Annotated in this window: 18 protein-coding genes and 1 rRNA gene; 14 read left to right on the plus strand and 5 right to left on the minus strand. The window is 75.3% G+C overall.

Translation table 11 applies throughout. The features are described 5' to 3' along the window. The 9 genes from rrf to ACFWXO_RS35475 form a co-directional block, all read left to right on the plus strand. Positions 1-84 (plus strand): 5S ribosomal RNA (gene rrf, locus ACFWXO_RS35435); the annotation flags it as partial. A 227-nt stretch (positions 85-311) separates the two neighbouring features. Beyond that, positions 312-1,721 carry a sensor histidine kinase gene (locus tag ACFWXO_RS35440; protein WP_380529244.1) on the plus strand — a complete coding sequence of 470 codons (1,410 nt, stop codon included), beginning with the start codon at positions 312-314 and terminating at the stop codon, positions 1,719-1,721. Continuing rightward, positions 1,673-2,338, plus strand: a complete 666-nt coding sequence (locus ACFWXO_RS35445; RefSeq protein WP_360245306.1) for a response regulator transcription factor — start codon at positions 1,673-1,675, stop codon at positions 2,336-2,338. The genes ACFWXO_RS35440 and ACFWXO_RS35445 overlap by 49 nt, the downstream gene beginning before the upstream one ends. A 197-nt stretch (positions 2,339-2,535) precedes the next feature. Continuing rightward, positions 2,536-4,059: a DUF2637 domain-containing protein gene (locus tag ACFWXO_RS35450; protein WP_380529246.1), complete on the plus strand. Its 1,524-nt coding sequence runs from the start codon at positions 2,536-2,538 to the stop codon at positions 4,057-4,059. Positions 4,060-4,185: 126 nt separating this feature from the next. Next, a complete protein-coding gene (locus tag ACFWXO_RS35455; protein ID WP_380529248.1) occupies positions 4,186-5,475 on the plus strand; it encodes a DUF6986 family protein in 1,290 nt (429 codons plus the stop codon). 141 nt (positions 5,476-5,616) lie between these two features. Next, positions 5,617-6,273, plus strand: coding sequence for a YigZ family protein (locus tag ACFWXO_RS35460; RefSeq protein ID WP_380408825.1), 657 nt, complete (start codon positions 5,617-5,619; stop codon positions 6,271-6,273). Between the two features lie 352 nt (positions 6,274-6,625). Further along, positions 6,626-8,395, plus strand: a complete 1,770-nt coding sequence (locus ACFWXO_RS35465; RefSeq protein ID WP_375896131.1) for a hypothetical protein — start codon at positions 6,626-6,628, stop codon at positions 8,393-8,395. A gap of 113 nt (positions 8,396-8,508) precedes the next feature. Further along, a complete protein-coding gene (locus ACFWXO_RS35470) occupies positions 8,509-10,290 on the plus strand; it encodes a restriction endonuclease (RefSeq protein ID WP_380529250.1) in 1,782 nt (593 codons plus the stop codon). Between the two features lie 309 nt (positions 10,291-10,599). Then, positions 10,600-11,328, plus strand: coding sequence for a ZIP family metal transporter (locus ACFWXO_RS35475; RefSeq protein ID WP_375896151.1), 729 nt, complete (start codon positions 10,600-10,602; stop codon positions 11,326-11,328). A 61-nt stretch (positions 11,329-11,389) separates the two neighbouring features. On the opposite strand, the gene ACFWXO_RS35480 is transcribed toward ACFWXO_RS35475, so the two are convergent. Next, positions 11,390-12,295, minus strand: coding sequence for a LysR family transcriptional regulator (locus ACFWXO_RS35480; RefSeq protein ID WP_375896125.1), 906 nt, complete (start codon positions 12,293-12,295; stop codon positions 11,390-11,392). A 133-nt stretch (positions 12,296-12,428) separates the two neighbouring features. On the opposite strand from ACFWXO_RS35480, the gene ACFWXO_RS35485 reads away from it, so the two are divergent. Beyond that, positions 12,429-13,370: an EamA family transporter gene (locus ACFWXO_RS35485; RefSeq protein WP_380529263.1), complete on the plus strand. Its 942-nt coding sequence runs from the start codon at positions 12,429-12,431 to the stop codon at positions 13,368-13,370. Here the strand turns inward: ACFWXO_RS35485 and ACFWXO_RS35490 are convergent. Next, the gene (locus tag ACFWXO_RS35490; RefSeq protein ID WP_380529252.1) at positions 13,261-13,833 is read right to left on the minus strand and encodes a MarR family winged helix-turn-helix transcriptional regulator; all 573 of its coding nucleotides are present in this window, start codon (positions 13,831-13,833) and stop codon (positions 13,261-13,263) included. The two genes, ACFWXO_RS35485 and ACFWXO_RS35490, sit on opposite strands and share 110 nt — an antisense overlap. Positions 13,834-14,000: 167 nt before the next feature. Here ACFWXO_RS35490 and ACFWXO_RS35495 point away from each other — a divergent pair, with 167 nt between their 5' ends. Beyond that, positions 14,001-14,357 carry a DUF2218 domain-containing protein gene (locus ACFWXO_RS35495; RefSeq protein ID WP_375896119.1) on the plus strand — a complete coding sequence of 119 codons (357 nt, stop codon included), beginning with the start codon at positions 14,001-14,003 and terminating at the stop codon, positions 14,355-14,357. 45 nt (positions 14,358-14,402) lie between these two features. On the opposite strand, the gene ACFWXO_RS35500 is transcribed toward ACFWXO_RS35495, so the two are convergent. Both ACFWXO_RS35500 and gabT read right to left on the minus strand, forming a co-directional pair. Beyond that, positions 14,403-15,032 carry a phosphatase PAP2 family protein gene (locus tag ACFWXO_RS35500; protein ID WP_380529254.1) on the minus strand — a complete coding sequence of 210 codons (630 nt, stop codon included), beginning with the start codon at positions 15,030-15,032 and terminating at the stop codon, positions 14,403-14,405. Positions 15,033-15,556: 524 nt separating this feature from the next. Next, a complete protein-coding gene (gabT, locus tag ACFWXO_RS35505; RefSeq protein ID WP_380408839.1) occupies positions 15,557-16,897 on the minus strand; it encodes a 4-aminobutyrate--2-oxoglutarate transaminase in 1,341 nt (446 codons plus the stop codon). 241 nt (positions 16,898-17,138) lie between these two features. Here gabT and ACFWXO_RS35510 point away from each other — a divergent pair, with 241 nt between their 5' ends. From ACFWXO_RS35510 to ACFWXO_RS35520, 3 genes are all read left to right on the plus strand, one after another. Then, positions 17,139-19,211, plus strand: coding sequence for an ATP-binding protein (locus ACFWXO_RS35510; protein WP_380529257.1), 2,073 nt, complete (start codon positions 17,139-17,141; stop codon positions 19,209-19,211). A gap of 153 nt (positions 19,212-19,364) precedes the next feature. Then, positions 19,365-20,930 carry a PucR family transcriptional regulator gene (locus tag ACFWXO_RS35515; RefSeq protein WP_375896110.1) on the plus strand — a complete coding sequence of 522 codons (1,566 nt, stop codon included), beginning with the start codon at positions 19,365-19,367 and terminating at the stop codon, positions 20,928-20,930. A 144-nt stretch (positions 20,931-21,074) separates the two neighbouring features. Next, positions 21,075-22,517, plus strand: coding sequence for an aldehyde dehydrogenase family protein (locus ACFWXO_RS35520; protein ID WP_375896108.1), 1,443 nt, complete (start codon positions 21,075-21,077; stop codon positions 22,515-22,517). Between the two features lie 53 nt (positions 22,518-22,570). Here ACFWXO_RS35520 and ACFWXO_RS35525 read toward each other — a convergent pair whose 3' ends face one another. Further along, positions 22,571-23,239, minus strand: coding sequence for an NAD(P)-binding oxidoreductase (locus tag ACFWXO_RS35525; RefSeq protein WP_375896105.1), 669 nt, complete (start codon positions 23,237-23,239; stop codon positions 22,571-22,573). Between the last annotated feature and the right edge of the window lie 40 nt (positions 23,240-23,279).

A 23,279-nucleotide genomic window follows, 5' to 3' on the forward strand; every position in this document is an offset into this window, starting at 1 on the left:
TACATTCCGAACCCGGAAGCTAAGCCTCACAGCGCCGATGGTACTGCAGGGGGGACCCTGTGGGAGAGTAGGACGCCGCCGAACAATCATTCAGAGAAGGCCCGCCCGGGTGACCGGGTGGGCCTTTTCGCATTTCCGGGCTATTCCAAGGACCGTCGACTCGAAGGATCATCGGCCCGGTCCGGTGTTGCTCCTACCACCACCAGGTGGTCCTAGGTCTACCCCGGAACTGGGGTGCCATGGCCAGTGTCCGGAGCGGGTCGTTCGTGAACACTGATGAAGGACGATCGGTACCGGCATCAGGAGTTTGCGTGACCACAGACACTCGTACGAGCGGCACGTCCGTCCGTGCGCAGACCCAGGTGGCCTTCCAGGCCGGCGGCCAGGGCCTGGCCCGGCTGGCCCAGGTGGTGCTGGGTGCCGTGCCGGGGTTCGTGCTGCCGGTGGGGGCGGCCGTCGTCGCGGGGGTGGTGACGGCGCAGGTCATGGAGTTCTACTACCCGGCGGCCCTGATGGCGCTCGCGGCTGCGGCGGTCGCCGGCTCCGCGGTCGCGGCCGCCTGCATCCGCCCGACGGCCGACCGGACGCGGCGGATGCTGGAGCGCTGGCACGGCATCCGGCTTCCCGCGGTCTACCAGCCTCTGCCGAAGCTGGAGTTGGACGACCGGGGGCACTGGTGGACGGGTTACTCGTACCACCGCTCGCAGACGGTCGCGAAGTACGCGCAGCTGGTCCACTGGGGCCTGCGGGACCGCACCACCCGGGCCGAGATGCTCTGGCTGGTCGTGAACCCGGCCCTGGCCGCGCTGCTGGGCGGCGCGGTGGTCCTCCTGCTGGTGCTGGGGACGGCGTTCGCGCTGGGCGGCGCGGTGCCGGCGGACGGCTTCGGCCCGTTCAGCTCGCGGATGACGCGGGTCACGCTGAGCCTGCTGATCGGGGCCGGCATGGTCCTGATCGGGATACTCCTCGCCCCGTACGCGGTGCGGGGGTACGTGGAGGCGGCCCGCCGGGTGCTGGACCAGGACGGCCGGGCGTCGCACGCCCAGCTGACCAAGCGGGTGGCCCAGTTGACCGAGACCCGGGCCGACGCGGCGGGCAGCCAGGCGGCCGAGCTGCGGCGCATCGAGCGGGATCTCCACGACGGCGCGCAGGCGCGGCTGGTCGCGATCGGGATGACGCTGGGCACGATCGAGCACCTGATGGAGACGGACCAGGCGGCCGCGCGGGAGCTCCTCTCCGAAGCGCGGCAGTCCTCGGCCCGGGCGCTGCAGGAGTTGCGCGACCTGGTCCGCGGCATCCATCCGCCGGTGCTCGCCGAGCGCGGACTCGGCGACGCCGTCCGGGCCCTGGCGCTGGACAGCGCGTTGCCGACCGAGGTGTTCGTGAGCCTGCCGGACCGACTGCCGGCTCCGGTCGAGGCGGCGGTCTACTTCAGCGTCAGCGAGCTGCTGGCCAACGCGGCCAAGCACTCGGAGGCCGAGCAGGTGTGGGTGGACATCCTCTACCGGGCCGGAATCCTCCGGGTCACGGTGACGGACGACGGTGTGGGCGTGGCGGATCCGTCGCGGGGTACGGGCCTGCGCGGGATCGAGCGTCGATTGGGTACCTTCGACGGTGTCCTCGCCATCGACAGCACGTCCGGCGGTCCCACCACCATCACCTTGGAGTTGCTGTGCGAGTTGTCCTCGCCGAGGACCTCTACCTCCTCCGCGAAGGCCTGATCCGTCTGCTGGAAGCGCACGGCTTCACCATCGCGGCGGCCGTGGAGACCGGCCCCGAGCTGCTGGAGGCGCTGCTGACCCACCGCCCGGACGTGGCGGTGGTGGACGTGCGGCTGCCCCCGACGCTCACCGACGAGGGGCTCCAGGCCGCGCTCAAGGCGCGCCAGGAGATCCGGGGCCTGCCGGTGCTGGTGCTCTCCCAGCACGTCCAGCAGCTCTACGCGCGGGAGTTGCTGGCCGACGGCACGGGCGGGGTGGGCTACCTGTTGAAGGACCGGGTGTTCAACGCGGGGCAGTTCATCGACGCGGTCCGCCGGGTGGCGGCGGGCGGGACGGCGATGGACCCTGACGTGATCGCCAAGCTGATGCAGACCACCTCGCGCCGCCCGGGGCCGCTGCTCGGGCTGTCCCCGCGCGAGCGCGAGGTGCTGGAGCTGATGGCCGAGGGCTGCTCCAACTCGGCGATCGCCGCCCGCCTCTCGGTGAGCGACGGAGCGGTGGCCAAGCACATCGCCAACATCTTCAGCAAGCTCGGGCTCGCCCCCGACGAGGATGCCAACCGCCGGGTGATGGCCGTCCTGGCCTACCTCAACGGCACGGCGGGGCAGAGCCGCTGACGGCCCGACCGGTGCCGGCGCCCCGGGCGCGGTGGGTACTGTGACACCCCAGGCTGCGGAAACGCTGAAACACCCGTACGAGTAAACTCCGGTGGGCCGAGCCCGGACGCTGTTCAGCCGTCCGGCGGCCCGACTGGCGGGAACCGGCAGCCGATGCGCGTACGGCAGCAGCCGACATCCAGGGGTTGATAGACGTAATGGCACGCCCAACGCTCACCAAGGCCCATCGCGGCCTGCTCGGCCTGGTCGCGGCCGGGGCCTGCATCATCTCGGGCATCGGGTTCGCGGGCTCGTACAACGCGGTGCGCGAGCTGGCCCTGGAGAAGGGCTTCGGTGCCTTCTCCTACGCCTTCCCGATCGGCGTGGACGCGGGCATCGTGGTGCTCCTCGCCCTCGACCTGGTGCTGACCTGGCTGCGGATCCCCTTCCCGATGCTGCGGCAGACCGCCTGGCTGCTGACCGTCGCCACCATCGCCTTCAACGCGGCGGCCTCCTGGGGCGACCCGCTCGGCATGGGGATGCACGCCGTCATCCCGGTGCTGTTCGTCGTCGTCGTCGAGGCCTCCCGGCACGCGGTCGGCCGGATCGCGGCGATCACCGCGGACCGGCACATGGAGTCGGTCCGGGTGATGCGCTGGATACTCTCCCCGGTGCCGACCTTCCGGCTCTGGCGGCGGATGAAGCTCTGGGAGCTCCGCTCCTACGAGGAGGTCATCCGGCTGGAGCAGAACCGGCTGGTCTACCGGGCGCAGCTGCGCTTCCGCTACGGCCGCGGCTGGCGCCGCTCGGCGCCGATCCAGGCGCTGCTGCCGCTCAAGCTCGCCAAGTTCGGCGTCCCGCTGGACCCGTCGCTGCTCGACCGGCTGGACGAGGAGGGCCGCGAGCGCGAGGCCAAGGTCGCCCTGGCGGAGCAGCCGTCCCAGGAGCTCGGGGCCCAGCCCCAGCAGGCCCGGGCCGCGGCGATCGCCGCCCCGGTCCCGGTCCCGGCCGGAGCCCAGCAGCACCAGGCCGCACCGGCGGCCCCGGCCGACCAGCCGCAGCCGCAGCCCCAGCCCGAGGCCCCCGCAGCCGCGGCCCCGATCGCGCCGGAGGTCGCCGCACCGATGCTGGCGAGGCTGCACGCCGTCCGGCTGCGTGCCGCCCAGGAGCCGGAGGCGGAGGAGGCCGCCGCCCCGCAGCCGCGCGGCGAGGAGCTGAACGTCTGGACCGAGCGCCCGGTCCGCACCACCGGCCACTCGGTCGACGCCGCCCCGGGCGGTCGGGTCCCGGGCCAGGCCTCCCCGTGGTTCAAGCCCCCGCGCCCGGCCGCCGAGGAGCCCGCCGCCGGTCCCCGGCCGCAGGGCCAGCAGCAGGCCTCCGTCCAGCCCGGCACCGAGGCGACCGTCGAGCCGGCGGTCGAGTCGCAGCACCGTCAGCCGGCCGCCCAGGCCGAGCACCGCGCCCGGCCCGAGCAGTCCGCGCCGGCCGAGGAGCCCGCTCAAGGCGTCCCCACCGAAGCCGACCCGGCACCCGTGCAACTGGACGAGGACATCGCCTACGACGGCCTGGTCTCCTACATGGACAGCTACGGCCACCAGCCCGACCCGCCGCGCCTCGCCGCCTGGCTGACCACCGAGTACGGGGTCACCGGCAAGGGGCCGGACGGTGCGGTCCACCCCAAGGAGGTCGCCGAGCTCTACCCGCTGCTGCGCGACCGCTACCTGGCCGCCGGGCGGGACTGAGTCCGCGCGGCCCCCGCGCCGACACCCCGCGTCCACCGCTCGGTCGGCCATTGACGCCCGACCCGGCCGGAGTTACCTTCGCCTCAACAAATTGTTGAAGCGCTGGTTCGGCATGGAGGAGTGCGGATGTCGCAGGTCGAGGTCGACGGAACCGGACCGACGGGCGGGGCCTCCTTCTCCGCCGCCGCCCGCGCCGCCGTGGAGGCGCTGCTCGCCCCCGTGGACGCCGACCTGGCGCGCCGCTACCCGGGCGAGACCGGCACCCGGCAGCCGGTGCACACCGTCTACGTCCCCGCCGACGTCTTCCGCGCCGACACCGTACGGGAGTGGGGCCGCCAGGCCCTGGAGGCCTTCGACACCCACGCCGGCACCCCCGCCGAGCTCGCCCGCGCCCTCGGCGTCGCCGACGACGCCCTGCTCGCCGACGTGCACGCCCGGGTCCGGGCCAAGCTGGAGCGCGAGCCGGTCGAGGACCTGCGGATCGACTTCGAGGACGGCTACGGGCCCCGCCCCGACGCCGAGGAGGACGCCGCCGCCGTCCGGGCCGCCGAACTGGTCGCCGCCGCCGTGGCGGGGGGCAGCGCGCCGCCGTACGTCGGCATCCGGGTCAAGTGCATGGAGGCGCCCGTCCGGGCCCGCGGCATCCGCACCCTGGAGCTCTTCCTCGCCACCCTGCTGGCGAACGGCGGCCTGCCCGACGGCCTGGTGCTGACCCTGCCCAAGGTGACCTACGCCGAGCAGGTCACCGCGCTGGTCCGGCTGCTGGAGGACTTCGAGCGCCGGGCCGGGCTGCCCGCCGGCCGGATCGGCTTCGAGATCCAGATCGAGACCACCCAGGCGATCCTCGGCCCGGACGGCCGGGCCACCGTCGCCCGGATGATCGAGGCCGCCGAGGGCCGGGCCACCGGACTGCACTACGGCACCTTCGACTACAGCGCCTCCTGCGGCGTCAGCGCGGCCCACCAGAGCATGGACCACCCGGTCGCCGACCACGCCAAGGCGGTCATGCAGGTGGCCGCGGCCGGTACCGGCGTCCGGCTCTCCGACGGCTCGACCAATGTGATCCCCACCGGCACGACCGAGCAGGTGCACGCCGCCTGGAAGCTCCACCACGACCTGGTCCGCCGCTCGCTCGCCCGCGCCTACTACCAGGGCTGGGACATGCACCCGGCGCACCTGCCGACCCGCTACGTCGCGGTGTACTCCTTCTACCGGGAGGGCCTGGCGGCGGCCGCCGCCCGGCTCGCCGCGTACGTCGCCAAGGCGGGCGGCGACGTGATGGACGAGCCGGCCACCGCCCGGGCGCTCAGCGGCTACCTGCTGCGCGGCCTGGACTGCGGCGCCGTCGACTCGGCCGAGGTCACCGCGCTGACCGGTCTGGACCGAGCGCAGCTGGACGCCCTGGCCGGCCGCTGACCCCCAGGCCCAGGCACCGCGCCCGAGCCCGGGCCCGGCCCCGTCGGCCCCGGCCGTGCGCCAACTAGGCTGGCGGTGCCGCCCCGGACCCCCGGTGCGCGCACCGCCAGCCGTCGCCGTTCCCGGGAGAACCACCGCGCCATGTCCGCCACGCCGGAACCGACCGCCAGGCCGTACCTCACCATCCGGCGGGCCGGCAGCCACGAGACCGAGATCAAGAAGTCCCGCTTCATCTGCCACCTCGCCCGGGTCTCGGACGAGGACGAGGCGCAGGCCTTCATCGCGGGCGTGCGCAAGCAGTACTGGGACGCCCGGCACAACTGCACCGCCTTCGTGGTCGGCGAGGAGCAGCGCCGCGAGCGCTCCAGCGACGACGGCGAGCCCGGCGGCACGGCCGGGGTGCCGATGCTGGAGGTCCTGCGCCGACGCGGCCTGACCGACACCGTCGCCGTGGTGACCAGGTACTTCGGCGGGATCAAGCTCGGCGCGGGCGGCCTGGTGCGGGCGTACGGGAACGCGGTGTCGGCGGCGGTCGACGAGGTCGGACTGCTGGAGCGGCGCCCGGTCGCCCTGCTCGCGGTGACGGCGGACCACGTGCGCGCCGGGCGGGTGGAGAACGACCTGCGGGCCGCCGGGTACGCGGTGAGCGACCTCGCCTACGAGGCGGCCGGGGTGCGGATCGAGGTGGGCGTGCCGGAGCCGGAGGTGGCCGGGTTCCACACCTGGCTGGCCGAGGCGACCGGCGGCACCGCGGTCGCCGTGCCGGCCGGGCGCACCCACGTCGAGGTACCGGTCTGAGCCGTGCGCTCCGCCCGCCCGGCGGCGGGCCGGGGGACCGACTTCCGGACGTACGTCCGGCCGGCGCCCGGGGGCCGAACCCGTGGTAGTGCTCGCCCACCACTCCGCGCCGCCGCGCCGGCCGGTGGCCGGACCGGTGCCCGAGCCCGCCGGGAGGCGTCGCTGCCCGTAGCCGAAGGCTCGCGCCACGCGGAAGACGGCTTGAACAGATTCACTCGAACGTAGTCTCGTGGCCCGGAGTTGGAACTTCCGCTCCGGGCCGTGGCGTTTCCTGGGCAAGGTTCCGGCCGAACCGGATGAAAACCGTCGATGGAGGACAACAGACCCCACCCCGCACCACGGAGGTATGCGCATGACCTCAGACCGCTCGCCGTCGCCCGCCGGTGCCGACCTACCCGGCCCCCGCGGCCCCGCGACGCCCTACCGGATGACCGTCACCACCGCCCTTCCGCACGCCGAGGCCGTCGCCCTGGCCGACGCCCAGCTCGCCTCCTGGTTGAAGCAGGAGGGCTGCGAGGAGCCCCCGCCCACCCCCGGCGCCGCGCTCGGCGCACCCCCCGCCGCCGAACGCCTGCGCCTGGGCGAGCGCGTCCTGCTGGACCGCGACCAGGGACCGCTGCGCGGCGGCCCCGGCGCCGGCCGCTACGACCGCCGCCGGCTGCGCACCCCGGCCCCGCACGGCACCCGGCAGCTCACCCTCACCGTGGCCACCGACCCCGGCGGCCCCACCTGGGTCCGGCTGGAGGCCGAGACCCACAGCACCGGCAGCGGTGTGCGCACCCCCTGCCGGGTGCCGGTGCCCGAGCTCGCCCGCACCCTCCTCCCGCTGCTCGACGCCGCCGACGGCCCGGCCGCCGTCCACTCCGCCCCCCGGGTGATCACGGCCGACGAGGTCGACGACCTGATCGACGAGCTGTGCGACCCGGAGCGCCGGCTGCCCACGGTGGTCGCCAGCGTGCCGGTGAACCTCCCGGTCGAGCACTGGGTCGAGGAGGTGGTCCGCCCGCTCTGCCGCCAGCTGCCCGGCCTCGCCACCGCCTACGTGCTGGACCCGGGCGCCCGAACCGGGTTCAACGTCGCGCTGGAGTACCACAGCGTGTACGGCGGCGCCGTGCGCACCTACCTGCCCGAGGTGGACCCGGCCTCCCGGCAGGACGGCGCCCGACATCCGGTGCTCGCCCGGGGCCGAATAGAACAGGACCTCCGCCGCGCCGCCGGGCTGCTCGCCCGCGAGCCCCGCCGCCTGGCCGCCGACCAGCCGCTCCCGCCGCCGCTGGCCGCCGTCCCGGTGCTGCGCGTCCCGCCCCCGCAGCTGCGCCCGGCCGCCGGACCCCCCGTTGGCCCCCCCGCCGAACCGGCCGCGCTCGCCCGCGAGGAGCAGCAGGACCGCGCCGAGCAGCAGGCCAGGGCCGATGAGCTGGAGCGGGTCCGGCACACCCTCCGTCTGGAGCGCCGTGACCGCGCCCAGTCCCGGGACGGCCACGAGGGCCGCCTGCGCACCGGCGCCCGGAGCGCCCTGAGCGGGCGTCACTGCACCGGGCCGACCGCCCTGCCCGGCGCCGCGCCCACCACCTCGGGCACCGGACCGACCATCGTCGGCCGGCTCGCCGCCCAGCCCGGCGGGTGGCCGGACAAGCCCGAGACCTTCACCGAACTCCTCGCCAGGCTGGGCGAGTTCTCCCTGCTCACCTTCACCGGCGACCAGAAGAACGCACTCGCCCTGGACGGCCTCCAGTGCGCCGGGGCCGGCTGGGCCCGGCTCGCCTGGGACGGCCTGACGGCCCTCCAGGAGTACGCCGAGGCGGCCGTGCGCGGCGCGGCCGGCGGGGACTTCAAGCAGTGGTGCGAGCGCACCCCGGACGGCTGCCACCGCTTCCCGCCCCGCAAGGCCGTGCGCGGGGAGTCCCGGACGGTGTTCAGCCACACCAAGTGGAAGCGCGAACGGATGCTGCCGGTGCCGGAATGCGTCGACGCCTCCCGGCGCGCGTTCATGGGCGCGCACCTGCGGATCGGCGGCGGTCGCACCGCACCCCGGCTGCACTACCTGGACGACTGCTCCGGCAGCGGCCGGATCTACGTGGGCTACATCGGCCTGCACCTCACCAACACCCGGACCAACTGACGGGCTCGGCTGACCGCTGCGCCCGTTCGGTGGACAATGTCCGGCAGGGGCGGGGCTGCGGTTGGTCCGCCGCCCGGGGCAGGCGCCGGACGAGCATGGGGGAACGACGACCGATGCAGTACTCAGCAGACGGCCAGTCCGACGGCACCGCCACCGTCCAGTTCCCCCAACCGGGCTTCCTCGCCTCGGTGTTCCGCGACCTCGGCGCCGACGAGGACCCGGAGGCGGACGGTGCCGCAGGCCCCCCGGCCCCCGGCCGCCCCGATCCGGGGGCGGCCGGGAGCGGCCCGTCCGCCCCGGCACCCGCAGGGCCCGCCACCACCGATCAGGCCTCCACCGGCCCCCGCCCGTCCGGCCCCGACTCGTTCGGCCCCGACCCGTCCGGGCCCGGCGCCTCCACCCCGGGTGCTGCCGACCCCGCCGACCCCGCCGGCCCCGACCAGGCCGTCGCGGCGCACGCCCGGGCCGCCGCCCTCACCCACCACCGCACGCTCACCGTCCGGGCCGAGCACGACCGGCTGGCCGACCTGCTGCGGCGGGCCGCCCTGCCCGTCTCGGCGATGGACTTCGAGAGCCAGCTGCGCCACTACGAGCCCCGCCCCTACCCGGCCGACGGCCCGGCCGTCGTCGAAGGCGCCGAGCCCCGCTGGGAGGACTTCGCCCCCGCCGATCCGGCCGCCGCCGACCCCGGGAGCGGCCCCTCCCGGCGACTGCTGGACTCCGGCTACCAGCGCGAACTCGCCCAGGCCCGGCTGACCCACCAGCGCGCCCTGCGGGAGTGGCGCACCCGCCGGGCCGAGGCGGGCAGCCCGGCCGCCGACGAGTCCCGGCGCGCCCACGAGGCGGCCGAGGAGGCCCGGGCCCGCGCCGTGCGCGAGTACAACGACAGCCTGGAGGAGTGCCGGCGCGCCTACCGGCTGGCCGAGCCCGCCGCCGTGGAGTCGCTGCTGGAACGGGCCCTGGCCGCCGCGGAGACCGCCACCCAGGACCTCCCCGCCCCCTGCCGGGCGGTCTTCCGCCCGCTCACCCGCACCGCCGTGCTGGACCTCGACCTGCCCCCGCTCGACCTGGTGCCCTCGCTCACCGGCTACCGGCTCGCCCCCGAGGGCGACATCCTCCCGGTGCCGCGTCCGCCCGCGGACCGGGCCACCGACTACCTGCGGCTGGTCGCCCGGCTCGCGCTGCGCTCGCTGCAGGCCGCCGACGCCGTGGACACCGACGAGATACTCGCCGGAGTGGTCCTCAACGGCTGGCTGCGCGAGCCCGGTGCCGAGCCGCTCTGCCTGGTCAGCGTGGACGCCGACCGCGACGCCCTGGCCCGCACCCGGCTGCTGCCGCCGGAGACCCCGTACGAGGAGCGCGACGACGAGGGCGTCTACGCCGACGCCGAACAGGACGAGGCGCTGGTCCGGCTGCGCCAGCTCGGCGCCGCCGTCACCCCGGACCCGTACGCCCGGGCGGCCGTCCAGCCCGCCGCCCGGGCCGGTGCCGCCGTCCCGGCCGCGCCCGACCTGTCCGCCAACGAGTTCGCCCAGCTGGTGCGCGACCTGCTCACCCGGGGCGGGCTCGCCGAGTGGAGCGTGCGGCTGCGGGGACCGGCCGGGCTGGTCGCCACCGGTGAGGGCGCCCCCGGCAGTGCGCTGCCCGGCCGCTGGGTGGTCTGGGCGTCCCGGGACCCGGCCGCCGTCACCGCGGAGCAGATCGAGACACTGGCCGAGGCGGTCCGCGAGGAGTCCGCCGAACGCGGCCTGCGGCTGACCACCGGCCAGTTCGCCGAGGCGGCCCTGGACCTCTCGGCCGGGGAGGGCCACCGGCACATCCACCTGATCGACGGCGACGGTGTCCGCGAGCTCGCCCGCACCCACCTCGGCCTGCCGCTCGCCGCCGGCCGCTGACCCCTGCCCGGACCGGCTCCGACCAGGGAGTTCACCCCGACGGCCCACCCGGCGGGCGGCCCTCCGTACCCGGACCAAGGCTGAGGGGACCGGGCCGGGGCGACCGCCGCCGAGGACCGGCCGGGCCGGCGGCACCCCGGGCGATCACCGCCGAACGGGCGTCCGGTACGGTCGGCGGTCGGCCCGGCCACGGGCGGACCCCAGGGGGAGAGGAATGGGCAGAGCGCTCGTCAGACCACACGGCAGCACCGGTCATCCGGCGGAGGCGGCCCGGTGACCGCCGTCCTGGTCGCCGCCGGGGCGTTCCTGATGACCCTGATCGGCGGCTTCGTCGCCCAGCGCACCGGCGACCGCCGCCACCTGGTGCTCGGCTTCGCCGCCGGCCTGATGCTCGGCGTGGTCGCCTTCGACCTGCTGCCCGAGGCCATCCACCAGGCGCCGGGCGAGGTGCACGGCGTGCCCCAGGCGCTGCTGATGTTCGCCGCCGGCTTCCTCACCATCCACGTGGTCGAGCGCGCCGTCGCCATCCACCGCGGCCACGAGGGCGAGTACGCCGAGCACACCCACGGCCACCAGCACGGCCACGCCCACCGCAGCGGGCACCAGGGCGTCGGCCTGACCGCCGCCCTGGCCCTGGTCGGGCACAGCGTGATGGACGGCTTCGCGATCGGCGCCGCCTTCCAGGCCGGCAGCACGGTCGGCACGGTGGTGGCCATCGCGGTGGTCGCGCACGACTTCGCCGACGGGTTCAACACGTACACGATCACCCGGCTGTACGGGAACAACCGGCGCCGGGCGCTGACCCTGCTCGCCGCCGACGCCCTGGCCCCGGTCTCCGGCGCCGCGATCACCCTGGCCTTCACCATCCCGGAGCACCTGCTCGGCCTCTACCTGGGCTTCTTCTCCGGCTTCCTGCTCTACCTCGCGACCTCCGACATCCTCCCCGAGGCGCACAGCCCGCACCCCTCGCGCAGCACCCTGCTGTGCACGGTGGCCGGGGTCGGCTTCATGTGGCTGGTCATCGGCTTCGCCACCTAGGAACCTGCCCGGCGTCCCGGGCCCGGCCGCGCAAGGCCAGGCCCGGCCCGCGGGACACGCCTCAGCCCGGCAGGGCGCCCCAGCCGTCCCGCATCGCCGCCAGCGCCTCGGTGATGGCCGGCCGCCGGGAGGCCTGGCTGCGCCAGAGCGCGAACACCCGCCGGCTCGGCTGCGAGGCGACCGGGCGGGCCGCCACCCCGGCCGGCAGCGGGCCCCGGCCGAGCCGGGGCACCACGGCCATCCCCAGTCCGGCCGCGACCAGGGCGATCTGGGTCTCGAAGTCGCCGACCTGGTGGTGCACGTCCGGTTCCTCCCCGGCCTCGCGCAGGGTGCGGACCAGCCAGTCGTGGCAGATGTTGCCCGGCGGCACGCTGATCCAGCGCTGTCCGCGCAGCCGCTCCACCGGCACCGCGTCCAGCCCGGCCAGCTCGTCCCCGGCGGGCAGCACCAGGTCCACCGGGTCCGTCCCGAGGTCCAGCCGGGAGAGCCCCTCCTGCACGGGCAGCGGCACGGTCGGCCAGTCCTGCACCAGCGCCAGGTCCACCTCCCCGCGCGCCACCAGCTCCGCCGCCGGGTACGGGTCGCTCTCCAGCAGCCGTACGTCCAGCTCCGGGCAGCGCCGCCGCAGGTCGGCCAGCACCCCGGGCATCAGCCCGCGCGCCCCGGTCGCGAAGGCGGCCACCAGCAGCCGCCCGACCGCCCGGCCGCGCTGCTCCTCCAGCCGCACCTCGGCCTGCTCCACCAGCCCCAGGACGGCCCGCGCGGTGGCCGCCAGCTCCCGCGCCGCGTCGGTCAGCACCACGCCCCGGCCCTGCCGCTCCAGCAGCACCGTCCGGGTCTCCCGCTCCAGCTTGGCGATCTGCTGGGAGACCGCCGAGGGCGTGAAGCCGAGCGCGGCCGCCGCCCCGCCGACCGAGCCGTGCACCGACACCGCGTGCAGCGCCCGCAGGCGCCCCAGATCCATCATGCAGTGATCCTAAAGAATCACGTTCAGTATTCATCGCTGGTGCTGAAGGGTCCCGCGCCACCATGCTCGGCCCATGACCGCGATCCCCGCCGCACCGCAGGCCGCAACCCCCGCCGCGTCGGCCGGCGCGAGCATGCGCCCCCGTCACATCGCCCTGGCCGTCCTGGTGGCCGCCGTGTGGGGCCTCAACTTCGTCCTCATCCACGTCGGCCTGGACAGCTTCCCGCCGCTGCTCTTCTGCGCCCTGCGGTTCGCCGTGGTCGCGGTGCCCGCGGTCTTCTTCGTCGGCCCGCCCCGGGTGGCCCGGCGCTGGGTGCTGGCGGTCGGCGTGGTGCTCGGGGTGGTCAAGTTCGGGCTGCTCTTCCTCGGCATGCACGCCGGGATGCCGGCCGGCCTCTCCTCCCTGGTGCTCCAGGGGCAGGCGGGGTTCACCGCGCTGTTCGCCGCCGTCCTGCTGCGCGAGCGCGCCGGCCGCCGGCGGCTGCTCGGCCTGGGCCTGGCCTTCGCGGGCATCGCCCTGAGCGCCCTCGACCAGGGCCTCGGCGGCCCGTTCGGGGCCTTCGTCCTGGTCGTGCTGGCCGCCGTCGCCTGGGGCCTGTCCAACGTGCTGACCCGCAGGGCCGCGCCGCCGGACGCGCTGCGCTGGATGGTCTGGGTCAGCGCGGTGCCGCCGCTGCCGCTGCTGGCCCTGTCGCTGCTGGTGGAGGGCCCGGACGCGGACCTGCGGGCACTCGGCGGGATGACGGCGGCCGGGCTCGGCGTGATCGGCTACGTCGGGCTGGTCTCCACCCTGTTCGGCTTCGTCGCCTGGAGCTACCTGCTGCGCAGCTACGACGCCACCGCGGTCGCGCCCTACTCGCTGCTGGTGCCGGTGTTCGGGATGTCCTCGGCCTGGCTGCTGCTCGGCGAGCGGGTCACCCCGACGGCCGCCACGGCCGCCCTGCTGGTGATCGCCGGGATCGGGATCACCGCGCTGCGCCCGGGGGCGCCGTCCGCACTGGCGGCCCGGCTTCGAGGAAGCGCGCCTCGGCGGCCCGCAGCACTCGCAGCAGCACCTCCTCGTCCTCGGGGCTGACCTCGCCGAAGTAGTCCTGGGCGACCTCGTCCCGGACCTGGAGGATCCGCTCCACCGCCGCGCGCCCGTCCTCGGTCAGCAGGATCCGGACCGCCCGGCGGTCGGCCGGGTCGGGGCGGCGCTCGACCAGGCCGGCCTCCTCCAGCGCGTCGACGACCGTGGTGGCCGAGCGCGGGGCGATGTGCAGCTTGTCGGCGAGGTCGCTCAGCCGCATCGCCCGGTCCGGCGACTCGCAGCCGGGTACGTGGGCGAGCGTGCGCAGCGCCCGGGCCTGGCCGGGGGTGATGCCGTACGGCTCCAGCCGCCAGCCGGTCTGCCGGCGGATCCGCTTGATCGCCCTGGTCATCGCGTCCGCCAGTTCGGCGGGGACGCCGGAGGTGCCGGGGTCGGCGGAGGTGCCGGGGTCGCCGGGCCGGGGGCCGGGGGAGGGGTCCGCCGGATCGTCGGTCGGCGTGGTGGTCATCGGCGGTCTCCTCGGCTGGGGTCGGCCCAAGCGTATCGGCCGGTCCCGGGCGTGTGGCCGACCGTGGAAAGTGCTCGGAGAAATATCTTGAGCTTAGCTCAGCATCTGCGTTACGGTACTTCCAAGTGAGGGGACCCTAAGTTCCCCTTCCCGATCCTGGAGTTCCCGTGCCCGTTTCCACCGCCCGCGTCGCCACCGACCGCCCCGCCCGCTACGCCAAGCAGCTCGCCGCCCACATGAGCAAGCGGATCGAGACCTCCTTCTCCCCGGAGACCGGCCACGGCACCCTGGTCTTCAAGGCCGGCACCGCCACCATGGAGGCCCGGCCGGACGCCCTGCTGCTCACCGTCGAGGGCGAGCGCCAGGACCTGGCCGGCCTGGAGGACGTGGTCGGCCGCCACCTCGTCCGCTTCGGCGCCCGCGACGAACTCGTCGTCGAATGGCACCGCGACAACGGCGAGACCGGCCTCGTCCACCGCAACGACGACGAGGACGCCCCCGAGCAGGGCACCCCCGAGGCCTGACCCCCGAGGCCTGACGCCCTCGGGCGCCGGGGAGGCCCGCCGCCCTCAGGCGCCCGGCCTCGGCAGCCGGCGGTCCAGCGCCCACAGCACCAGGACGGCCAGGCACCAGCTCGCCAGCACGTCCAGCAGCCAGTGGAAGTCGCTCCACACCAGCCCCGCGCCCACGCCGAGCGTCAGCACCACCGCGCCCGCGGTCAACCCCCGGGCCGTCCGCCGACCCGCCGCCCGGGCCAGCAGCAGCGCCGCCACCCCGTACAAGATGGTCGCCGTCGCGGTGTGCCCGGACGGGTACCAGCCCCACTGCCCCGGCAGCAGCGGGCCCCCGAGCGGGCCCGGCCGGGCGAACCCGGCCTTCGCCGGGACCACCAGCAGCGGGATCAGCAACGACGTCAGCGCCGCCACCGGCAGCGGCAGCCACCAGCGCACCGCCCCCGCCCGACGCCACCACCAGGCGGCCAGCCCACCGGCCGCCAGCAGCACCGGGACGGCGGGCACCCCGTCGCCCAGGTTCGACAGCAGGTGGCCCAGGTCGTCCAGCAGGGCGCTCGGGTGATCACGGTGGGACGTCCGGACGGCCGCGCGCACCCAGCGGTCCACCCCCAGCAGCGGCCCGTCCACCGCCACCTGCCAGGACACCACCAGCAGCACCACCGCCGCGACCACCGGCACCGCCACCGACCGGGCCACCCGGCCCGGAACGGCGGACAGCCGCCCCGGAGCAGGGGGGAGAGCTCCGGGGCGGCTCTGATGATCGCCGTTCCGTGCGCCCCGGGGGGTGTGGGTCGGACGGTCGGTCGATCGGCCTTCGGTGGGTGCCACCCCTCCCGGGGTGGACCGGTTGTCCTCGCGAGGCCCGCGCGGACCGGCCCCTCCGGGAGGCCCCGCGGACGGCCCCGCCAACGGCTGGGGCTCGCTGTCCATCGGTGATGACACTACGTCAACCGCCCTTCCCGACCGAGCGCCTCCAGCGATTCCGCACATCATCTTCACCCCGCCCCGGAGGCCCTCCGGACGGTCCCCCCGATGATGCCCGACCACCCGGGCGGCATGCGAAAACCGCCCGGGGACTGTCCGGACGGGCAGCCGGGAACCGGACGGAAAACCGAACGGCCCGCGAGGACCAGAGGTCCCCACGGGCCGTTCAGCGCTGTCCGGACAACCCTCCGGCGGGGGTTTCACGACCTGACGGGCGACACCGCTCAGGCGGCGGCGAACGCCGCCTCCAGGATGTCCAGGCCCTCGTTCAGCAGGTGCTCCGGCATGACCAGCGGCGGCAGGAAGCGCAGCACGTTGCCGTAGGTGCCGGCGGTCAGCACCACCAGGCCCTCGGCGTGGCAGGCCTTGGCGATGGCCGCGGTGACCTCCGCGTTCGCCTCCTTGGTGCCCGGCTTCACCAGCTCGACGGCGACCATCGCGCCGCGGCCGCGGACCTCGCCGATGACGTCGAACTTCTCCTGCATGGCCCGCAGGCGGCCCAGCATGACCTCGCCGATCCGCTGCGCCTTGCCGACGAGGTCCTGCTCCTTCATGGTCTCGATCGAGCCCAGCGCGGCGGCACAGGCCACCGGGTTGCCGCCGTAGGTGCCACCCAGGCCACCCGCGTGCGCGGCGTCCATGATCTCGGCGCGACCCGTCACCGCGGCCAGCGGCAGACCGCCGGCGATGCCCTTGGCGGTGGTGATCAGGTCCGGGACGATGCCCTCGTCCTCGCACGCGAACCACTGGCCGGTGCGGCAGAAGCCGGTCTGGATCTCGTCGGCGACGAACACGATGCCGTTCGCCTTCGCGAACTCCACGATCGCCGGCAGGAAGCCCTTGGCCGGCTCGATGAAGCCGCCCTCGCCCTGGATCGGCTCGATGATGATCGCGGCGACGTTCTCGGCGCCGATCTGCTTGTTGATCATGTCGATCGCCTGCGCGGCGGCCTCGGCGGCGCAGTTCTCCGCGCCCGTCAGCCAGCGGTACGGGTAGGCCACCGGCACCCGGTGGATCTCCGGGGCGAACGGACCGAAGCCCTGCTTGTACGGCATGTTCTTCGCCGTCAGGCCCATGGTCAGGTTGGTGCGGCCGTGGTAGCCGTGGTCGAACACCACGACGGCGGTGCGCTTGGTGTACGCGCGGGCGATCTTCACCGCGTTCTCGACCGCCTCGGCGCCCGAGTTGAACAGCGCCGTGCGCTTGTCGTGGTCACCCGGGGTCAGCTCGTTCAGCTGCTCGGCGACGGCCACGTAACCCTCGTACGGGGTCACCATGAAACAGGTGTGGGTGAAGGCGGCCAGCTGCTCGCTCGCCCGGGCCACCACGGCCTCGGCGCTGTTGCCGACGTTGGTCACGGCGATGCCGGAACCGAAGTCGATCAGCGAGTTGCCGTCCACGTCCTCCAGCACGCCGCCGTTGGCACGGGTGACGTACACCGGCAGGGTGGTGCCGACACCGGCCGCCACCGCACCCAGCTTGCGGGCCTGCAGCTCCTGCGACTTCGGACCCGGGATCGCGGTGACCAGGCGGCGCTCCTGCGGGAGCGGCGTTACGGCGCTCATGGGGTATCTCCAGACTTCTCGGCTCGGTGCTTCGCAGGCTACGGCCGCCCTCCCCGACCGGGCATGCGCCACTCGGTAGCACTGCGCCGTCCGACTTGTCCGGCACGGCCAGCCCGAGCGCCACGACTACCCGCAGACCCCGCTCCACTACCCTGAGCGCGGGCGTGTCGCCGGTACGGCGGCATGGGTATGGCGGCACCGACGGCGGTCGGGCCGGGCGGGCGAGGGAGCGGGGCCGTACATGGCACAGGACGGGTCACACCACCAGGTCGACCACACCACCACCAGACCCCCGACCCCCCTCCCCCACCCACGCCCGGCCACCGCCCCCGGCGGGGCCTTCGACCTCGCCGCCTGGGCCACCGCCCCGCGCCCCGAGGCCGAACCCGGCGTCTACCGCCTCGGCTACCGCCGCATCGACCCGGAACGCGCGGAGGCCGCCCGCGTCCCCACCTGGCCGCTGCTGCTGCGGGCGGCGCTCAACGCGGTGGTGGGGTGGCTGGCCTTCGTCTACGGCACCCAGCTGGTGCTCCGCCTGATCGTGATCACCGTGTGGGTCGATCACCCCACCGAGACCCTGGTGACCGTCGTCGGGGTGTCGGTGAACGTCGTCGTGGCCGCTGCGGTCATCAAGGTCTTCGGCCGGATGGGCCGCTGGCCCGAGGTCTGGCGCCGCTACGCCGCCCCGCTGCTGTCGCGGACGGTGACGCAGGTGGAGCCCGCCGAGGAGGACGGGGCGGTGGTGGAGGCGGCTCGGGGGCGGGACCCGTGGGACGGGCTGCGGCAGGGCGGGGCGTTCGAGGCGGCGGCGCGGCTGGAGGCCGAGGCGGTCGGCGATGTCGACTACGTGCGGATCCAGCGCGCCTGGGAGTCCGCGCAGGCGGACCCGGCGTTCGTGCCCGCGTTCACCGAGCAGGTGGCCGCGCGCGGCGCGGCGGCCTTCGCCCACCCGTCCGAGGCGCGTGAGCTGCCCGGCCGGGTGCGGCGGCACGACCTGCTGCTGGGCCAGGTCTGCCTCGGTGTGGCCCAGGACGTGCCGAAGAACCCGCTGAACCACCGCGCGGCGGACTTCGCACTGGACCCGGCGGTGCTGGGCACCTCGCTGCTGGCGGTCGGCCCGGCCGGGACGGGGAAGACGGCCCGGCTGGCCCGGCCGGTGGCCGAGGCGCTGTGCCTGCAGGCGCTGGCCGGTACCGCGTGCGCGGTGGTGGTCGGGGCGGCGGACGCCGACCTCGGCCCGGACTCCTGGTACGACGTGGTGATCGCGCCCGGTGACCAGGCCTCGGTGTACGGGCTGGACCTGTACGGTGCGGCGCAGGATCCGGACGAGGCCGCGGCGCGGCTGGCCGACGCCCTGCTGCCGGACGAGCTGACCGCCCGCGCGGAGAACGCCCGGACGGCGCTGCAGCAGGTGGTGGGCCCGTTCCACGCCGCGTACCGCCGCTACCCGGGGGTGCGCGAGCTGCGGGCCCTGCTGGGCGGCGAGCCGGACGCGCTGGCGGCGCTGGTGAAGGCGCTCGGCACGGCGGGCCGGCTGGCCGCGTACGAGCGGGACCTGGAGTACCGGGAGCGCCAGCGGGGCCGGGCGGACGACCCGGGGGCGCTGCTGGCGGACCGGCTGGGGCTGCTGGAGCGGCCCGCCTTCGAGGGGGCCTTCGCGACCGACGGAACGGGCCGTCCCCCGTTCGCGATGCGGGTGCTGGACCATCCGCTGCGGGTGCGGGTGAAGCTGCCCGAGCGCAGCCACCCGGAGGCGGCCCGGATGCTGTCCCGGCTGGTGGTGGGGCAGTTCGTGCAGGCGGCCGGTGCGCGGGAGGACCGTTCGCTGTTCGCCGGGCTGGTGGTGGACGATGCCTCGGCGGCGCTGGACTCCGGTACCGTCCGCGGTCTGCAGCGGATGCGCGGCGCGAACGCGGGTGCGGTGCTGCTGCTGCGCACCCTGGTGGACCTGCCGGAGGCGCTGCGGGCGCCGCTGTTCGGCGCGGTGGGCTGCCGGGTGGCCTTCCCCGGGATCGCGCCCTGGGACGGGCGGCTGTTCTCGGAGGCCTGGGGGACGCACCTGGTGCAGGAGACCGCGGTGACCCACACCCCCGACACCTCCGGCGGGGTCGTGCGGCGGGCCGGGCGGCTGGGGCGGAAGGCGTTGTCGGGGACGACGGCGCAGACGGAGTCGGTGACGACGCGGGACGTGGAGCGGCTCAGGTGGTCGCCGTCGGATCTGGCGCACGCGTTGCCGGCCGGGCACGCGGTGGTGTCGTTGACGGCGGTGTCGGGGGAGCAGGTTCCGCCGCTGCTGGTGGATCTCCGGGGCTGATGCGGGCGGGCGGTAGAAGTCGCCTCGGAGGTGGATTCGGCAGTGCCGGTTGTCCGGGGCGTCCATAATGAAGGGGAGAGACCCTCACCAGTCCCACTGCCCTCTCCTCGCCCGGCCGCAACGGCGCGGTCAGGTCGACCCTCCGAAGGTGCCATGCCCCCCACACTCGCCTCCGTCGTCCGCAACAGTTCGCTCCACCTGACGGTGCTCGCCGGTGCGGACCACCTGGAGCGGCCGGTCCGCTGGGTGCACACCAGCGAGCTGGACGACCCGACGCCGTTCCTGGAGGGTGGCGAGCTGCTGCTCACCACCGGTATCAAGCTGGGCCGTACGGCGGCGCAGTTGCAGGCGTACGTGCACCGGCTGGCCGATGCCGGGGTGGTCGGGCTGGGCCTGGGGGTGGGCCTGTCGCACACCGAGGTGCCGCAGCCGCTGGTGGACGCGGCGCAGCAGCGGGGTCTGCCGTTGCTGCGGGTGCCGGAGCCGACGCCGTTCATCGCGATCAGCAAGGTGGTGTCGGCGGCGCTGGCCGCGGAGCAGTACGAGGCGGTGACGACGAGCTTCGAGGCGCAGGAGGAGCTGACCCGGGCGGCGCTGGGCAAGGACGGCACGACGGCCGTGGTGCGCCGGCTGGCGGCCCGGCTGGGGGGCTGGGCGGCGCTGTACGACGGCTCGGGCGCGCTGTCGGTGGTGGCGCCGGACTGGGCGGCGCGCCGGGCGGGGCGGCTGGCTGCGGAGGTGGACCGGCTGCGTCGGCGGCCGGCGCCGTCGAGTGCCGCGCTGCAGGGACGGTCGCCGGGGATAGACACGGCGGACGAGGACTACGTGGTGGTCCAGTCGCTGGGGGCGGACCGGCGGGCCCGGGGTTTCCTGGCGGTCGGGACCGAGGACCGGATCACGCCGACCGAGCGGTACGTGCTGAACGCGGCGGTGGCGCTGCTGACGCTCACCCTGGAGCGTTCGCGCGAGCTGCGGCAGGCCGAGGAGCGGATGGGCGCGGCGCTGCTTCGGATGGTGCTGGCGGGCGAGGTGGCGACGGCCCGGCAGGTGGCGGTGGGGCTGTTCGGCGGTCTGCCGGAGGGCACGACGAGGGTTCTGGTGGCCGGGGCGGGGCCGAACGCGGACGCCGCGGAGGCCTTGGTGGAGCTGGGGGACCGGGCCGAGCAGGCGGGTGCCCGGGTGGGCGAGAAGCTGCTGGTGGCGCGGGAGGACGGTGCGCACGGGCCTCGGCTGGTGGTGCTGGCGCTGGACAACGGCGCGGTGCACCGGGCCTGCCTGGGGGTGGTGGAGGAGCACGAGGGCCTGTCGCTGGGCGTCTCGGCCCCGGCCGCGCTGGAGGAGGCCGGTACGGCGCACGCGCAGGCGGAGCGGGCGTTGGCGGTGGCCCTGCGCGGTGGTCGCCGGGCGGTGGACCACGAGGAGGTCGGCGCGGGGTCGCTGCTGCCGCTGCTCGGTGAGGACGCGGTGACGGCGTTCGCGGAGGGGCTGCTGCGGCCGCTGCGCGATCACGACCGGACGGCCCGCGGGGACCTGGTGGCCTCGCTGCGGGCGTGGCTGTCGCGGCACGGGCAGTGGGACGCCGCCGCGGCGGACCTGGGGGTGCACCGGCACACGCTGCGCTACCGGATGCGGCGGGTCGAGGAGCTGCTGGGCCGTTCGCTGGACGACACGGACGTGCGGATGGAGCTGTGGCTGGCGCTGCGCTCCGGCGAGGAGTAGCGGGCCCGGCTGGACGCGGTGGAGTGGCTCCGGGGCGGAACGCTCCTAGTCGGCCAATCCGGTCGGCCGCTCCGCGCACCTACCCTCGGGTTCGGGTCCCACGCCCGTGGGCCGTACGACGACGAGGAGAGGGCCGGTACCACGGTGACCACCACGTACGATTTCTGGCTCGCCGGCCGCCGGGCGAGCGGTGACGCCGCCTTCGAGGTGCACAACAGCTGGGACGGCCGTCTGGTCGGTCGGGTCAGCGTGCCGACCGAGGCCCAGGTCGAGGAGGCGCTGGACGCCGCCGTGGCCGCGCTGCCGGTGTTCGCCGCGACGCCGGCGCACCAGCGGGCCGCCGCCCTGGACCACGTGGCCAAGCGGCTGGCGGAGCGCACCGAGGAGCTCGCCCAGCTGATCACGGCCGAGAACGGCAAGCCGGTCAAGTGGGCCCGCGGCGAGGTCGGCCGCGCGGTGTCGGTCTTCCGCTGGGCCGCCGAGGAGGCGCGCCGCACCAACGGCGAGACGATGCGGCTGGACACCGACCCGGGCGGCGTGGGCCGCTTCGCGGTGGTGCGCCGCTTCCCGCGCGGTGTGGTGCTGGGGATCGCCCCGTTCAACTTCCCGCTGAACCTGGTCGCCCACAAGGTCGCCCCGGCGATCGCGGTCGGCGCCCCGATCATCCTCAAGCCGGCCCCGGCGACGCCGCTGTCGGCGATGGTGCTGGGCGAGATCCTGGCCGAGACGGACCTGCCGGCCGGCTCCTGGTCGATCCTGACGGTGCCGAACGAGCGGATGCCGGCCCTGGTGCAGGACCCGCGCGTGCCGGTGATCTCCTTCACCGGTTCGGACAAGGTCGGCTACCAGATCATGGACTCGGTGCCGCGCAAGCACACCACCCTGGAGCTGGGCGGCAACGCCGCGGCCGTGGTGCTGGCGGACTGGTCCTCGGAGGCGGACCTGGACTGGGCGGCGACCCGGATCGCGATGTTCGCGAACTACCAGGGCGGCCAGTCCTGCATCTCGGTGCAGCGGGTGATCGCCGACGCGTCGGTGTACGACGCGCTGGTGGAGAAGGTCGTGGCGAAGGTCGCGGCGCAGGTCACCGGTGACCCGAACGACGACGCGACGGACGTCGGCCCGCTGGTCGACGAGAACGCCGCGAAGCGGGTGGAGTCCTGGGTGGACGACGCGGTCGCCAAGGGCGCCAAGCTGCTCGCCGGCGGCACCCGCGAGGGCGCGACGTACGCCCCGACCGTGCTGGCCGAGCTGCCCGCCGACGCGATCCTGGCCAAGGCCGAGGTGTTCGGCCCGGTGCTGTCGCTGCACCGGGTGGAGGGCGTCGAGGAGGCCTTCGCGGCGGTCAACGACTCGCCGTTCGGCCTGCAGGCGGGCGTGTTCACCCACGACCTGCAGACCGCCTTCCGGGCGCACCGGGAGCTGGAGGTCGGCGGTGTGATCATCGGCGACGCGCCGTCCTACCGGGCCGACCAGATGCCGTACGGCGGCGTCAAGGACTCCGGTGTCGGCCGTGAGGGCGTCAAGTACGCGATGGACGACTACACCGTCGAGAAGGTCATGGTGCTGACCGGCCTCGACCTCTGAGGTACCGCTCGCCGCGGGGCCCGGTCCGGTGCGGACCGGGCCCCGCGGCGCGTTCAGGCGCCGTGGCCGGCCGCGGCGGCGACCGCCTCGGCGACGGTGGCGTTCCCGGCGACCAGTTCCAGGGTCTGCCCGGCGGTGCCGGGTTCGTGCAGCAGGGCGGCCAGGACGGCGGCCACGTCGGCCCGGTCGACCGCGCCGCGGCCGACGGCGGGGGCGAGGCGGACCAGGCCGGTGCCGGGGCCGTCGGTGAGCCGCCCGGGGCGCAGCACCGTCCAGTCCAGCGAGGTGCGGGCGCGTACGGCGTCGTCGGCGGCGCCCTTGGCCCGTAGGTAGGTCTCGAAGACCTCGTCGGCGGGGTGGTGGGCGGCCGCGTCGGCGCCCATCGAGGAGACCATGAGGTAGCGCCGGACGCCGGCGAGTTCGGCGGCGTCGGCGAGCAGGACGGCGGCGTCGCGGTCGACGCTGTTCTTGCGGGCGGCGCCGCTGCCGGGGCCGGCGCCGGCGGCGAAGACCACCGCGTCGGTGTCGGCGAGCAGGGCGGCGAGCTGCGGGGCGGTGGCGGACTCCAGGTCGAGCAGCAGCGGCTCGGCGCCGGCCTCGACGAGGTCCGGGGCCTGTTCGGGGCGGCGGATGATCCCGGCGGGGCGGTCGCCGCGGTCGGCGAGCAGCCGTTCGAGCCCGAGCGCGATCTGTCCGTGGCCCCCGGCGATGACGGTACGCATGGGTCCGACGGTAGCCCGGGTGTGCCGGGGGCGTCCTGGG

This window comes from Kitasatospora sp. NPDC059088, from assembly GCF_042738155.1.
Classification (GTDB): Bacteria; Actinomycetota; Actinomycetes; order Streptomycetales; family Streptomycetaceae; genus Kitasatospora.

Excerpts from the sequence above, each read along its gene's own strand:
- ACFWXO_RS35515 (WP_375896110.1), top strand. The coding sequence starts at position 19,365 with ATGCCCCCCACACTCGCCTCCGTCGTCCGCAACAGTTCGCTCCACCTG.
- ACFWXO_RS35470 (WP_380529250.1), top strand. The coding sequence starts at position 8,509 with ATGCAGTACTCAGCAGACGGCCAGTCCGACGGCACCGCCACCGTCCAG.
- ACFWXO_RS35490 (WP_380529252.1), bottom strand. The coding sequence starts at position 13,833 with ATGACCACCACGCCGACCGACGATCCGGCGGACCCCTCCCCCGGCCCC.
- ACFWXO_RS35485 (WP_380529263.1), top strand. The coding sequence starts at position 12,429 with ATGCGCCCCCGTCACATCGCCCTGGCCGTCCTGGTGGCCGCCGTGTGG.
- ACFWXO_RS35465 (WP_375896131.1), top strand. The coding sequence starts at position 6,626 with ATGACCTCAGACCGCTCGCCGTCGCCCGCCGGTGCCGACCTACCCGGC.
- ACFWXO_RS35460 (WP_380408825.1), top strand. The coding sequence starts at position 5,617 with ATGTCCGCCACGCCGGAACCGACCGCCAGGCCGTACCTCACCATCCGG.
- ACFWXO_RS35510 (WP_380529257.1), top strand. The coding sequence starts at position 17,139 with ATGGCACAGGACGGGTCACACCACCAGGTCGACCACACCACCACCAGA.
- ACFWXO_RS35455 (WP_380529248.1), top strand. The coding sequence starts at position 4,186 with ATGTCGCAGGTCGAGGTCGACGGAACCGGACCGACGGGCGGGGCCTCC.
- gabT (WP_380408839.1), bottom strand. The coding sequence starts at position 16,897 with ATGAGCGCCGTAACGCCGCTCCCGCAGGAGCGCCGCCTGGTCACCGCG.
- ACFWXO_RS35480 (WP_375896125.1), bottom strand. The coding sequence starts at position 12,295 with ATGATGGATCTGGGGCGCCTGCGGGCGCTGCACGCGGTGTCGGTGCAC.
- ACFWXO_RS35475 (WP_375896151.1), top strand. The coding sequence starts at position 10,600 with ATGACCCTGATCGGCGGCTTCGTCGCCCAGCGCACCGGCGACCGCCGC.
- ACFWXO_RS35450 (WP_380529246.1), top strand. The coding sequence starts at position 2,536 with ATGGCACGCCCAACGCTCACCAAGGCCCATCGCGGCCTGCTCGGCCTG.
- ACFWXO_RS35525 (WP_375896105.1), bottom strand. The coding sequence starts at position 23,239 with ATGCGTACCGTCATCGCCGGGGGCCACGGACAGATCGCGCTCGGGCTC.